The organism is Pseudoalteromonas sp. APAL1, from assembly GCF_021532475.1.
Classification (GTDB): domain Bacteria; phylum Pseudomonadota; class Gammaproteobacteria; order Enterobacterales; family Alteromonadaceae; genus Pseudoalteromonas; species Pseudoalteromonas lipolytica_C.
Genome location: NZ_JAKGAW010000029.1, coordinates 1 through 14395 on the forward strand (window position 1 = coordinate 1; position 14395 = coordinate 14395).

Annotated in this window: 7 protein-coding genes; all 7 read right to left on the reverse strand. The window is 41.4% G+C overall.

Translation table 11 applies throughout. From position 1 onward, the window contains the following. Positions 1–2065, reverse strand: a 2065-nt coding sequence (locus tag L1264_RS14210) for a bifunctional metallophosphatase/5'-nucleotidase (protein ID WP_235404148.1), incomplete at its 3' end; no start/stop codon positions are given. 115 nt (positions 2066–2180) lie between these two features. Next, the gene (locus tag L1264_RS14215) at positions 2181–3611 is read right to left on the reverse strand and encodes a peptide MFS transporter (RefSeq protein WP_075594538.1); all 1431 of its coding nucleotides are present in this window, start codon (positions 3609–3611) and stop codon (positions 2181–2183) included. 244 nt (positions 3612–3855) lie between these two features. Further along, positions 3856–7668, reverse strand: coding sequence for a cellulose synthase subunit BcsC-related outer membrane protein (locus L1264_RS14220; RefSeq protein ID WP_199527008.1), 3813 nt, complete (start codon positions 7666–7668; stop codon positions 3856–3858). After that, positions 7659–8774, reverse strand: coding sequence for a cellulose synthase complex periplasmic endoglucanase BcsZ (gene bcsZ / locus L1264_RS14225; protein ID WP_199527007.1), 1116 nt, complete (start codon positions 8772–8774; stop codon positions 7659–7661). The genes L1264_RS14220 and bcsZ overlap by 10 nt, the downstream gene beginning before the upstream one ends. Beyond that, a complete protein-coding gene (gene bcsB / locus L1264_RS14230) occupies positions 8774–11023 on the reverse strand; it encodes a cellulose biosynthesis cyclic di-GMP-binding regulatory protein BcsB (protein WP_199527006.1) in 2250 nt (749 codons plus the stop codon). The genes bcsZ and bcsB overlap by 1 nt, the downstream gene beginning before the upstream one ends. Then, the gene (gene bcsA / locus L1264_RS14235; protein ID WP_199527005.1) at positions 11020–13683 is read right to left on the reverse strand and encodes a UDP-forming cellulose synthase catalytic subunit; all 2664 of its coding nucleotides are present in this window, start codon (positions 13681–13683) and stop codon (positions 11020–11022) included. Before bcsA ends, bcsB begins: the two co-directional genes overlap by 4 nt. Beyond that, positions 13673–14392 (reverse strand): cellulose biosynthesis protein BcsQ, encoded by a 720-nt coding sequence (bcsQ, locus tag L1264_RS14240; protein ID WP_199527004.1) that lies wholly within the window; start codon positions 14390–14392, stop codon positions 13673–13675. The genes bcsA and bcsQ overlap by 11 nt, the downstream gene beginning before the upstream one ends. Positions 14393–14395 lie beyond the last annotated feature (3 nt).

Below are 14395 nucleotides of genomic sequence, written 5' to 3' on the forward strand. Positions count from 1 at the left end.
AGACAGAGGCACCAGTTGGTAAATCAGCAACGTCAAGCTCTTTGGTGGTGGCAAATTGACTATTCTCTGGCCCCCAGTTTTTGTCTTCAGGGTCATAAAAGCTAAGTGTTGCGGGGCCAAAGTCACTACTAAAACCTTGCTCTGGCTTATTAAAATTCCATACTGTGACTGCATCATCCGTTTTACAGGCGTTAAGTGTGTTATCGGTGTCGATATATAAACATTGGCTGGTGCGTGATCGCGCGTAGTTATCAAGCAACCACCAACTTTCAGCGACCATTTGGGCTTCTAAGCTTGGCAGAGTAGGAAAGAACAACCCAGTATTAAGCGCCGGGCCTTTAAATAGGGCAACCTGATAAGTGCTTGCATCGTTAATGTTATCTGGCACTAAAGAGACCCATTCAGGCTGGCTTGCAAGCATGGTTTTTAATTGGCTACCAGTCACCGCGATTTGATAAATGGCATTAAACCCTGAGGTATTTGATGGCTGGCGTTCAACCTTAAACGCGGCATGAAAGTCTTCTTGGGTTAATGTACCCGGTAGCCAGCGATCTTGTACTTGGCTTGCATCAAGCAAGACGGCATCAATAGCAGGGAACTGCTGCATAGTCGCTTTGGCTGTAATTGCAGTGAGTTCTTCTGCGGTTGGGTAATTTTCTGAAACCGCAATTTCGGTGTTTGCATCTGGGGCATAGCGACCCATGATTTCATCGATGGCGTTTTTAGTGCTTTCATCTTGGGTCGTAATGCTGGTGGTTGCGACGGTATTGTAATCAACATCCGCAAGTGTTTTGTCTTCAAGGTTAAAAGTTAAGGTAAGATCAGTCAGACCTTGTGCAAAAAAGTTTGGCTGAATAACAATGCTGCCGTTATCTAAGGTTTGATAACTTTCACCGCCATGGGTATGCCCACCAAGCACTAAATCAATGCCCGCTACATTTTGTGCAATTCGGGTATCTGTGCCTTCACCTAAGTGACTTACCATCACCATGTAATCAACATCTTGACGGTATTGGTTAACAATCTGCTCCGCCACTTCTTGCCATTGCCAATTCATTTTGAAATTAGCGATAAAATCGGGAATAGGATCGTCTTCAACTGGTTCATCAAGTTCATTCCAAGGCACTGAAGTCATGCCAAAAAAGCCAATTCGAAGACAACCAACTTGAACAACTGAAAAATCGACACCGGCAAACGGCGTATCATCGCTACCATCATATTTGGTATTACTTGATAACACGATAGCATTATCGTCATCGGCAAAATCTAGCAGTTGCTCTGGTCCCCATGCATAGTCGTGGTTACCAATCACACGTACGTCAAAGGCCATGGCTTTTATTGCTTCGACAGTGGCTAACCCTTGTGATGTTTGTTCAGCTACGGTGCCTTTTTCATAATCGTCGCCGCCATTGGTAAATAAGGTATTTGGGTTTTCAAGTTTGGCATTGTCGTAGTAACTGCGAATACGGCTAAATAACTGCTCTTTAAAGCCAAAGCGCGCGTGTAAATCAGCAACATGGATAAAGCGTACAGTTTGGTTACTGGCTGTGTCACTACATTGCTCGCCAATGGTTTTACTTACTGCAGGCACGGTGCGCGACATTAAAGCAAAACTGCCAAATTCAGTGATAGCACTGACTGCAAATCCATCGTCGCTTAGCTCAGTGGTTAGCGTTTGCCATTGCTCATCGACTAGCTGCACTATGCTAAAGGCAAGGTTAGTTTGCTCTTTTGGTAACTTAATCGCCAAACTCAATGGCTCTGCAAATATCAGATTATTGGGGCGAAAAGTATGAATTGCGGAGACAATACCTTGCTCTATATCTGTGCTTGAAGCGGTTGTTTCAGTGTAAGTAAACGTGGTATCTGTTGTAACCGTGTTACTTGTTGCGTTAAGTGTGACATCGCCTTGTGCAAATTGTGCGGAAAAACCATTTTCAACAGAAATAATTAAACCAGACTGATCAGGAGCTGTTGCGACTTCTTTTGTTGTTTTATCGCCACCACATGCTGTCAGTAATAAGCTAGTCAGAACAATGACCAGTAGTTGAGTGTTTAAGCGCACTTGCTCAGTTCCTTTGCAAACCAAATTAATATCGGAATATAGTATCAGTTTTAAGGACGCAGAGGGAATAGGGAAGAGAGAAATACCCCGCAGCGGGCGCTACGGGGAATAAATATTATTGCTTTTCAGCTGTCACTTCTAGCTCTTCAGCTAAGATGTGCTCAGTAGTTTGTGGCTCATGTTGGCCTTCAGCTCCATGCATCCAAGCGACTAGTTTGTCGCTTAGTAAGTACATGATCACTGCAGAAAGAACCGCTGTTGCGCCTAAACCAATGAAGATACCCATAGCGTTATCTAGCGCTTCTTCACCTTCACCTAGGAATGAACCTACGAAACCAGCAATCTTGTTTGCAACCGCTGTACATAGGAACCAAATACCCATAAGCATTGAAGCTAAACGTAGAGGTGCAAGTTTACTCACCATAGATAAACCAATTGGCGATAAACATAACTCACCTAGCGTGTGGAATAAGTAGAATAATACTAACCACATCATGCTGATTTGTAAGTGCTCACCTTGACCTTGTGTCATAAGCGCTAGGATCATAGTGATGAAACCAAGTGCTAAGAAAATAAGTGCAATAGCAAACTTAACTGGAGAATTAGGTTCACGTTTATCAAGCTTTAACCAAATAATGGCAACTAAAGGTGCAAATACAATAATGAAAATTGAGTTTAAAGATTGGAACCAAGAAGCAGGCACTTCAAAACCAAGTAACATACGGTCAGTGTAGTCGTTAGCAAACAAGTTCATAAGACCACCTGCTTGCTCAAAGCCCATCCAGAAGATAATGCTGAATACACTCATAGTGAAAATAACTTTGATGCGGTCAGTTTCAACTTTAGTAAGTGGCTCTTTAGTGTTTGATTCAGATTGAGCTTGTGAAAGCTTAGCCGAAGGTACAACACCAATATCGCCTAAGTATTTGTTACTTAATGCAAGTTGCATAAGTACAGAGATCACCATACCGATACCCGCTACGATGAAGCCCCATTGCCAACCCATTGCTGCTGCAGCATAACCTGCAACAAGTGGACCTAATGCACCACCTAAGTTAATACCCATGTAGAAGATAGTGAACGCGCCATCACGACGTTGGTCGCCTTCTTTATATAGGTCACCTACCATGGTTGAGATATTTGGTTTAAATAAACCGTTACCTAAACAAAGCAGTGTTAAACCAATGTAGAAAACATTTTCTTCTTGGCCAGCTAAATAGCTGTGAGGAATACCCATAGTGAAATGACCCGCAGCCATTAATAAACCACCAAGGATAATCGCTTTACGTTGCCCTAAAACATTATCAGCTAACCACCCACCCAGTAACGGTGTAATGTAAACAGCCATAGTGAAGGTACCGTAAAGGCTTAGTGCATCGGCATTTGACCAACCAAAACCACCTTCTTGCACAAGAGCAACTAAATATAATACTAAAATAGCGCGCATGCCGTAATAACCGAAACGTTCCCACATTTCTGTGCCGAACAACAGGAATAACCCTTTAGGATGCCCTAAAAAGTCACCTGCTTTAGGTAATGAACTCATATTTACTTCCTAACTCTAAGATTTTTATTGAGGCCTTATTGTTTTTGCTTTAGTCGTTCTATATTTAGAATGAGTGAACGGGTGGCCATGTTTTTTGATGCAGCTAAGATAATGGTTTGTTGCTCAAGTTTTGTACTTGAAGGAAAGGGACACACCCTTATCCTAGCTACAAGTGCGCTACAGTATACATAGACCTTATGGTGAGGGGAAGATCTTGCGACACTTCCCCTTTGTAGTGCGATAGTTAGTAGTTTGCATAAGGCACAACAGGTTTACCCGGGAAAGCCAGCTCACTGTAGACTGGATTAAAGTAATAACGGAAATACAACTGACCGTAGTTCGGCTCATAAAAATCGGCTCTATCTAGGTTAAAATAACCGCCAAAAAACCAGTGGGGCGTGAACCTGTACTCAAAGCTTGCCCCTAAGTTATACGATAAACCACTGCTGGTATCGCCCTCAAAGTAAGGCACAACACCCGTTACAGTAGCTTGTGCCTCAGCTTGGCCTTGTAAAATAGGGTCGTTCGGGAAAAACGCGATGTCGTCTGTGGTGGTGGTAGACCAAGATAACCCAGCACGAAGCCTATAAATAAAATTATGACCAACCCGTTTATCAAAAATAACAGGTAAAGATGCACCCAAGTAGTTTTGTGGGCTGTAATAGCCTCCGTGCCCCCAGGTTTCTTCACTTAAATTATACTTATATGACCAGTGCAATAAGTTAAGTCCTAGGCTTAATTCAGTGTTTCTTTCACGAATATAGCGATAATAACTACCACCCATTAGGCTGTAGCTTTGGTTATCTTTAACGTTTTTACCTTGCAAGATTTGATAGTTAGTACTGCCCCAAAAACCCCAGTCTAGGCCTAGGTCATGGGATAGGCTAAGTTGTAATTGTGTTGCTCTAACGCCACCCCACACTTGGTTGGTAAAGACATCTTCTAACCCCGCATACGATAATACTGAGCTGGTGACTGGGCGTTTATTAAACGTGACGCCATAACCAAAATCGCCTAAATCACCTTTGTAATTAACGCCCCACACAATGTCTTCGACTAAAAAGCCAAGTGGGGTAGTGCCAATATCAAAGCGCCATTGTTCATTTTGCCAGGCAAGGCCAATATCCGTGCCTTGTTGCTCTGGTTTAATTGTTAAAAATGGACAGTCAAAAATACACAGAGCCCCTTGTCCATAGCGACTGCCTGCAAAGGTTTCATCAAAGCGGGTTTCTTGGCTCGATATTGTCATCGGGTCTAGTTTAACAATTCCTGTGCCACCCCAAAGTGGAAAACCAGCTTCAATAGGTGTTGCACCAGCGCCAAGAGTTGACTCATTTTGCGTACTGGTTTGGCTGCTTAGGTTGATTGCTGCAGTGATATACGCCTGCTCATCGCGCTCGATGCTTTGCAATTGACGTTTGGCATTATTGACATACCAAGCTTCATTTTCATCAAGGGCATACAGCTCATAGTTCTGCTCATCAGTTAAATTGCTTGTTGCAGTTTTTTTATCAACGGCTGCACGGTACCAGCTTTGTGCAAGCGTAGTTTGTTGTTTAGCTTGTGCAACTGCTGCCGCTTGATAATAGAGTTCTTGGTTATTGTTTGATTTAGCCAGCAATTGCTCAGCGAGATTAATGGCACTTTGTGTATCTGCAAATTGTTCAAGTGCGGTCATTAACTGCTGTTGACGATAACTTTGCTCAGTTGAAACTTGATTAATTTGCCCAGCAATGATGCGATCAGCTAAATCATCTCTTTGCTGCTGACGAGCAAGTGTCGCAATAGCTAAAGCAGTATCCGTTGACACAGTTTTTCCTTTTGCGGTGTGCTGCTCAAAGCGAGTAATAGCCTCTTTGTTATTGCCTTGCTCGATATGAGCATTGATCAGCGCCTCTGCCAGTTCTGAGTTATCTGGGTATTGCGTTGCAAGCTCAGACAGCTTAGCAACTATATGATTATTATCAATAAAACGATTAATATAACTAACTTGCAGTGCTAACCATTGTGATTGATCAGCATCGGTTGCGTTCCTCGGCAGTTGATAGTCTGCAAACCAGCTCTCAGCAGCGTTTTTATCGTTGCTTTCAATTAGCCAATTTGCATAAGTCATATGCCAATAAGGGCTCAAGCTTGGGTCACGAGTAAGGGCTTTCTTCAGTTGCCTAATCGCATACTGTTGCTCATTAATTTGTTGCCATTGGCTGGCAAGCTCAGCTTGCATTAAAGGTGTCAATGGCTGTGCTTCTAACTCGGTAAGCTTATAAATCACCGTGGCTTTATTAGTCGCTGTATTGTTGGCAGACAGTCTTTCAAGCTTGGTATTAATGCTTAGCTGCTCTGTTAGTACATTAATTTGTTCAGTACGTGCGTTATTTGGAATGTAATCTAAGGTTGCCAGTGCGCCTTGGTAATCATTTAACGAACGTAAAAATAAAGCATGGCTGTAGCGTAGCTCGGCATCTAACGGAAATTGCCACAAGGTTTTTTTATAAAGTGCTTTGGCATGATCAACCAAACCCTGTTGTTGATATAAATTTGCAAGGTCGTAGTAAAGCCAGCTTTGGCGAGGACTTTGTTTGATTGCTACCAGTAATACATCAACCGCTTCATCAAGCTTGCCTTGCGCTGTAAGTTCGTCTGCACGGGCTCGTAATTGTTGGGTTTGTAAGAGGGTATAATCCTCAGCAACCAATGCCTGTTGCTGACGAGTTAAACCATTATAAAATTGATGGCTACGTGCATAATTACCATCAGAGGCAGTTAATTCAAGCATGGCACGCAAAGTAGGCTGTTGTAGGGGATCGTCTTTTAGCACTTGCTTATAAAGGTTCATCGCGTTTTGATATTGCCCAGCTTGTTTGGCAAGTTCTGCGCGGTAAAACAACACGGTATTAGGGTCTTCATTTAACGTATCTGCTAAATCAAGCTTAAGATCAGCCTGTTTTAATTCATTGCTACTGATGGCCGATTTAGCTTCATCTATGTATTGCCAAAAACGTGCGGTATTGGCGAGACCTTTTAATACCGTTATGCGATTTGCATCTATGCTGTATTTTTGAGCTTTTTTAAAGTACTGGTAGGCATTGGCATTTCTGCCTTGCCTTAGGTTCAGTAAACCTAGGCTGTTGTATATTTCGGGGTCTTCTGGGCGACCCTGCAAGGCGCGTTTAAATAGCGCTTCTGCCTTTGTAAAATTTCGCTTTTCTAGTTCGACACTGCCTTTTTGCCATGTTTTGAAAGCTGGATCGGCTTGTTTTTTTAGCTCCGCTTGGTAATCCTTTTTAAAATCATTAAATTGAAGTTTTCCCTTACTGCTGAGCGGGAAAGCATCTAAATACTGCTCGTAAGCGTGAAGCGTGTTTTTATCTAGAGGCATTGCCTTTAGTGTTGATAGCCATGCACTTTCAGCTTCAACGCTGTAAAAATTACTATGGGCATAATGACTTAATAGATCCAAGCCTTGTTTATTTGATGGGTTTTTACTTAATAGATGGCGCGCATAAGCAAGCTCGATACGACCGCTGTGCGGATATCGAGACATTAAGGAGCGATAGCCATTTAAAGCATACTCATATTGTTCATCGTCTTGCGCAAGCCAGTTAATATGCTCAAGCTCAAATTCAATACTTGGGTAGGTTGATTTAAATAAGCGGTTATAAATTTTCACAGCCTCAATATACTGACCTGCGCGAGCACGTAAACGAGCTTGTTGGATAACCGCCTTGTCTTCGTTATCGACCCGAATAAGCAATGCAATGCTGGCTACACATGGGTGTGATTTTTCAGACAGTTCACTCAGTCGTGAACGTGCTTTTGTCGTTTCTTTAAGGGCATACAAAACACGTATTTCAGCACATTTTACTTGGGTGTTTTGCGGCGCAATACTTAACAGCTTTTCTAAGCTGTCAGACATTAATTGCGTATCGCGCTCGACTTCACCTAAATGTATTTGGCTAATTAGCCAATCAATAGACTGAGTATTAAGGTCTTTATTTGTTGCTGCGAATGCACTGGAGCTTGCTAAAAACACAGCAAGTAGCCACTTTATTGGCATTTATTGCTCCAGTTGGTTGTTAAGGTACCGTTTTTATCAAGACTAAAACGTTTTGTCATAAAACCATTGCTAAATAGATAAAGTACACTGTCGTAGTATCGATTAGTTGTAAAGCGTGTATCCATCATTAGTGTTTGTTGAATAGCACCGACAGCTTGTGATTGATTCTCAGTTTCTAGAAGAGGCAGCATCGCAGCGCTAAATCCTGTTGGGCCTGTGCCACGAGTTTTACCGTTAATAGCATTAGTTTGTAATGGCACTTTACCAGATGCAGTTACGCTATTGGCCATGGGTTTGAACTGCTGCATAAGTGCTGTTTTGTATTTTGCATCTTTGGCCATCATACTAGCCCAAAGGTAAACACGAATAGCATTATAGCTCCCTGTTGGCGGCGCATGTTCATCATGATAAAAGCCCTTATCGGTATTGTAATTAACCCAATCAGGACTGAAACCTTTGGGAGCAGTGCTAATTAGCATGTCTGCGGAGTTATCATGTAATTGCTGCCACGGTGAATGAGGGTATAACTGGCTAAATTGGGCCAAAATAAATAATGGCGCATAACTAGGGTTTAGTTTCCAATGTGTTTCTTTCTCAAAGCCGTTTGGCCCTGGCAATAATGTGAGGCCAAGGTTGGGAATATAGGCTGTTTCTTCGCGAATAATGCGTTCAGCCATCACTGAGCTAAGTACTGCGTATCGTCTTTCATTCCATAAAATAGCAGCTTGTGACAGGGTGTAAGCAATCCATAAGTCTGAATCAGAAGCGGGGTTAGAGTCTAAAATTTGTGGTTGATTGTTTTTAATCCCCCATTGCCATGCAGGTAAGCGTGTACTTAAGTCACCCTCAGAAAGCTGCACTTCGGTCCACTCGAGTAACTTATCAAAGCTTGCTTTGTCATTAGCAAGCAATGCGAAAAAAAGTGCGTAAGACTGTCCTTCTGAAGTCGTTATATCGTATTGAGAGCCTAAATCGATCACGCGACCTTCAGGCGAGATAAAGTGGTGTTTAAATGTATTCCATTGAGGCCAAGCCGCACAGTTTTGCTCGGCTGACACATTGATAGACAATGTCAAAACGAATAGTAAAGAAGCAAAGATTTTCATTATGCGTTATCTCCTTCAGATAAACGTTTTTTCGTTAGTAGTGCCAACAATCGCCAAAAAATAAATGAAATAAGTAATAATGTAATAAGCGATAAAATTGCTAAAACAAAGGGGCGATCTGAGAGATGGAACCATATTAAAGTATGGATTGGCACTTGGCCTACATAGTACTGTTCATCCGTTTTAATCGTTTTTATACCCTGACTATTTATGATCGCTGAGCTACCCATAATTTGGACTGTTTTTTCGTCACTTAAGAGTGTGTCAGATAACAGCGTGTAAGCATCGTCGTTAGTGGCGATTAACGACACCACTGAGCGCTCAGAATTGAACGGCGATTGAAAGCCTGATATTACCGCTAATCGACCAACACTCTTTATGCTTACTTTAACTTTGTCGCTATCTTGTGTGTCGTATGCACCATTGTAGATCGCTTGATCAACAATACGTTGGCTATTATTGATTAACACACTGAGATCACTGTCTTTTGTAAGTGATTGTGTGAATGAGTCGGGCTTACCAATAATGATAATATCTTTATCAGTAAGGTTTAACTGTTCGCTTGGGAACTGAATATCTAACTGATGCGCAGGATAGCCTGTTATCGCTCCTAAGTGGCCGGTAAAATTGAGCAGTAAACTGATCGCTTTAACAGAGCTATTTGCCTCCATCAATAATGTACTTTGATGTAAGTCAGCAAATTTAGTAAACGGAAAGCCTGCATTGGCAAAAGCGCGCAAGTTTGGCATTGCAATATAGTGGTGAAAGCGGCTTACATCAATACTTGAACTACCGTCAATTGCACCAAACTCACCGCCAGCAGGTATTGCACTACATTCACCAGACTTAGAAACAGCAAAGTTAAAATCATAAGTAAGCTGATTATTTGTTGATAAGTCGAGACCATTAAGCTCAAAATCTTGTCGAGATTGGTTCAACTTTTCGTTTGCCAGTAGAGGTAATATGGTCTGGCTTGATAGGGTGTCACTGCTTTTATTACTTAAAATAAAGCCATCAATAAACTGACCGTTTATCAGCATATTTAAACGTGACAGCATGTTTGGCTCAACGGGAGTGTTACGGTAATTTAAGGTAATCGGGATACCATTTTCACGCCAAGTAAATAAGTCTGGTGCAAAGCGTAAATCAAGACGCACTGGCTGACCACGTAAGCCCTCTGACTGTAATTGGGTTGGGTAATCAATAAGCTCAGCAAATGTGACTGCGCGATCTGAGCGCACCCAAAAAGGCGCATCGTAGGCTTTTCTAAGAGGAAGCGTGTTTATGCCATCTATTGTTGCGCTTCGACCCGTCATTACTTTATAGCCAAAGACTAGACCAACAACGGCTTCTTTTAATTGTGCAGTGTCTTTACCTAATACTAGAAGTACTTTGGCGTAGCGTTGAGTCGGGCTGCTGATAATTTCTACAGTAGGTTTTTCAACATCAGGGTAATTTAACAAAAAATCAGGCTTATTGTTATTGGTGGCAAAAACAACGCTGTGCTGAGTAGGCGCGTGATTGATTTTTACTGGGAACTGCGCTTTGCGCCATTTGGCTTGCGCACCAAAAAAGCTTGATAATGTGGCAGCAGCCTCAAGTGTTTGTTCATCAGGTTGTGATGCAAATATAAAAGGTAAATTGACCTTCGTTGAATCACGGTTATCAAAAAATGGTGCTGGGAAATATTCAAATAAACTGTCAAGTGCTAGTGACTGATTATCAACTGTGATCCGGCTACTTTTACTTAGCTCAGCCCAAATGGTGGCACTGTGATCATCTTGGCAAACGAGGTCATAGAAACCGACAAGTTCAAAGCGAATTTGGTTAAAGTCCTTGATTAACTTGGGATTAAGAGGAACTTTATGCTCATATTTGTTACCAATAAGATTATTTTTATCACCGATGGGTAATACCGTCATTAGGTTTTCATTTAAGAACACTTTTAAGTGCGACACCTTGCCAATCAAAGACGGTGAATGTGTATAGGAAAAGTCTAGCGTTAACTGCTTACCTAACTTGTCTAATCGGTTTGTAAAATCAACACGGGCACTATTATTGATACCATCTAACTTGAATGTACTTAACCCTAGGCTTTCAAAGCTCATAGTCAGCGTTTCTACAGGTGCCTGCTCTGGATAGCCATCTTCAAAAATAGCTTTATTTGCAAGAGGCTCTGCACTGACGACCCACTGCGAAAAACTTAGTGCGTAAACAGTCAGCAATAATGTTGATATTGTTTTTATCATGATGATTTTAATGCTTTTATTGGTTTTTTAGGTAATAACGACGCTACAAAATTTAATATGTTTGATACAAATAGAATCAACGGTCTTAATTGATTTGGAGCATGAAATATTAAGTTTTTAAAGCCTCTTAGGCTGGTATAGAAAACATGTGAAAAACTGTATGACGGTTTGTCATGTTTGAAGTTGTCTTGCCAATCAAGCCACGCATCTGCACGTGAAAAAGTACATTGGATAAATGCTTTTTGCTTCTCTAAATCGAGCTCTTTAAGGGTTAACCCCATCAATGAATCACGGGTATTGCAGACATAGGTGTCAAACGAAAATTGTTTTAAACCACGACTCATTAATAGCTCTATTTTATCGTTTACTTGGCACAAATGATTGTGGCCTGTGTCAATACCAACCCCATTATTTGAGTAGTCGGTTACGCGAACTTTGATAGTGCGTCCATTTGCTAAGCGGATGGCAGCGGGGAAGTTGGCTTTGACTCTGTGTGAGCTGCGCACTTGCTTTGCTTCAGCAGCAACAGCGACTGCGGCACCTAAAATGATAATATTGTAACTTGCCCATAGCATGCTAATGAGTAAAACCCCGATATGAGAACTATCACCAAAGAGTAATCGCGATAGGCCATAAGCCATACCAATTACGTTGATAAGTAACAGTAATATATACGGTTTTGATATTATCCAATCGTAATGCTCTGACTTGTTCAAGCCGCCTTTTTCGGTGACATTGAACTTACCTTTATTTGGATTAATAAGGGCAACCGTTGTGGGTTTTAAAATGTACCAAGCAAGTACTGATTCATAAACCTCACCCCAGAAAGAGTATCGGTACTTTCCTTGGATACGAGAATTGGTCATTTTGACTTGCAATAATGTGGGAACAATATATAGAAAGATTGCGATAAAGGGGGCATAGATAATTTGCGCATTAAAGTAAATTAATGCCAGTGGTGCAGTAAGAAAAACAATACGCGGTATGCCCGATAAAAAGTGCAGCATGGCATTGAGGTAACATACGCGTTGCGCAATACTCAAGCCTTTGCCTAATAATGGGTTATCTAAACGGAATATTTGCGCCATGCCGCGTGCCCAGCGAATACGCTGACCTACGTGTGCAGATAAACTGTCGGTGGCAAGGCCAGCAGCTTGCGGAATATTAATGTACGTGGTTTTGTAGCCAGCGCGCTGCATTCTAAGAGCAGTATGGGCGTCTTCTGTGACGGTTTCTACGGCAAAACCCCCAATTTCTTCTAGGGCACTGCGCCTTAAAACAGCACACGAACCACAAAAGAAGGTCGCATCCCACATATCATTGCCATCTTGAATTAACCCATAGAACAGCATGTTTTCATTAGGGATTTTTCGATGATTTTTGAGGTTGCGTTCAAACGGATCGGCTGAGAAAAAGTGATGAGGTGTTTGCACCAAGCACACTTTACTATCATTGATGAACTGGCCCATTGTCATCTGTAAAAATGAGCGAGCAGGGATGTGGTCGCAGTCAAAAATAGCAATGTAGTCGCCATTGGTTACTTTCATCGCATGATTCATATTGCCAGCTTTGGCATGTTTGTTATCAGGACGAGTTAAATAGCCAACACCAATTTGCTTTGCGAATTCGGCAAACTCAGGGCGCTTACCATCATCTAAAATATAAATGTTAAGCTTATCTGCAGGCCAATCAATACTTTGAGCGGCAATTGTTGTTGGTTTAACGACATCAAGTGGCTCGTTATACGTTGGTATATAAATATCGACAGTCGGCCAACTAGACGTATCTTTACTCAATGCGATCGGTTTACGCTGTAATGGATTGATGGTTTGAAAAAAGCCTAAAATTAGCACTAACCAAGCGTAGGTTTCTGCCAGCAATAAGCCGATCCCTAATACAAGGGCAAGTGGATCGCCAAAGTTTAGTGTATCTGAATAGCGCCACCATAGGTAACGTGTTGATGTTGTGATTGCTAAAGTGACTAAGACAATCGTTGCCATTTGACCTTTTACTCGTCTCAAAGAATATGCGACGACTAAAATTAAACTAATAAATATTGCTTGTGCTTCAATACTAAAAGGCACAGTGACAAACACTGCAACAGCGAAAAAGAGCAGCACTGCAAATAACACTTTTAGATAGCGGTGATACCACAATTTTGAATCAAAAGGTTGTCGATAAGGTGCTGCTTTTGCACGCTTTACACTAAATGACCATGTGCGTTTGCAAATTCTTACTAACAGCCGATCGATTAAATTTAAATAGCGAAAAAAAGCGCTAACCTTTTGCCAAGATAGTATGTTGCTTTTATCGTTTGATGTTTTGTTTGTTACTCTAAATAAGGCAAGGTAAAACGCCTGTAATAAAATACGGACACAATTGCTAGCAGTGAATACAGGCTGATTTATATGCGGAAAATAATATGTTAGCTTTTGTTTTATTTGGTATTTACGTTGCTTGTCTAACTTTATAAATACAGAAGTTAGTAATAAAAGAAACGGCAATGTGAATGCGCCAATCAGGCTCATTTTGTGTTGGTTGTAGTAACCATGAAATTTATAAAAAACAAAGCGAACGAGCTTCTTAGTCAAAAAGAAGCTTAATATTATTCTGCTGACTCGCTCAGGCCAACTGAGTGTTTTATTGAGGTTATTTGTCATAACTTGCACGGCTTACAAGCCAGCCTGCGAGTGTTTCAAAATCGTCATTGGCAACACTGTACGGAGCACAATTGATAGCAACATTGCGAAAAGCGGTGGCTTCTTTAATCACTTCGTCTTTATTAATAAATAGCGGTGCTAGCAGCGGCAATTCCGATTGCCATAATTGTAATAGGTCGGACTCAATTTCAGAGGCTGAATGGTATTTGTTGATTAAAAAATAGTGCTGCCAAGTTGAAGTAGCCGTTTTTAGAGACTGTAATCGCTTATATGCCAAACTATGACAAATGGCATCACAGTTAACGATTTCAAGTACTATATCATTGCTATTTAGTGGATAGCGAAGCACATCGATATGCGCAGGACAATCGAATAACATCCATGTATTTTCATCACAATCAAGTTGCAATGAGTGTTTGATAATACTTGAAAAATCAAGCCCCATATTGGTTTGATTACCATAGGGTAAAAAAATGACGCCATCATTATCTTGGTGAAACTGCTCGCAAGCAGAAGCAAAATTAGCGTAATCAGTCCATCCTAAGCGGTGTTCCCAAGCTAGTCCGAAATGAAGCCCTAGATCTCCTTTTTGGTCTAAGTCTATGACAAATACAGACTCATTTGATTTTCTTAACGCGCAGGCAAGGTTTGCAACCACTGAGGTTGTGCCTGTGCCTCCTTTAATTCCTTTTAAGAAAACTCTTTTCATGAT

Bases quoted from the DNA above. Each gene is read 5' to 3' on its own strand.
- bcsA (WP_199527005.1), bottom strand. From the start codon at position 13,683: ATGACAAATAACCTCAATAAAACACTCAGTTGGCCTGAGCGAGTCAGC.
- L1264_RS14220 (WP_199527008.1), bottom strand. From the start codon at position 7,668: ATGCCAATAAAGTGGCTACTTGCTGTGTTTTTAGCAAGCTCCAGTGCA.
- bcsQ (WP_199527004.1), bottom strand. From the start codon at position 14,392: ATGAAAAGAGTTTTCTTAAAAGGAATTAAAGGAGGCACAGGCACAACC.
- bcsZ (WP_199527007.1), bottom strand. From the start codon at position 8,774: ATGAAAATCTTTGCTTCTTTACTATTCGTTTTGACATTGTCTATCAAT.
- L1264_RS14215 (WP_075594538.1), bottom strand. From the start codon at position 3,611: ATGAGTTCATTACCTAAAGCAGGTGACTTTTTAGGGCATCCTAAAGGG.
- bcsB (WP_199527006.1), bottom strand. From the start codon at position 11,023: ATGATAAAAACAATATCAACATTATTGCTGACTGTTTACGCACTAAGT.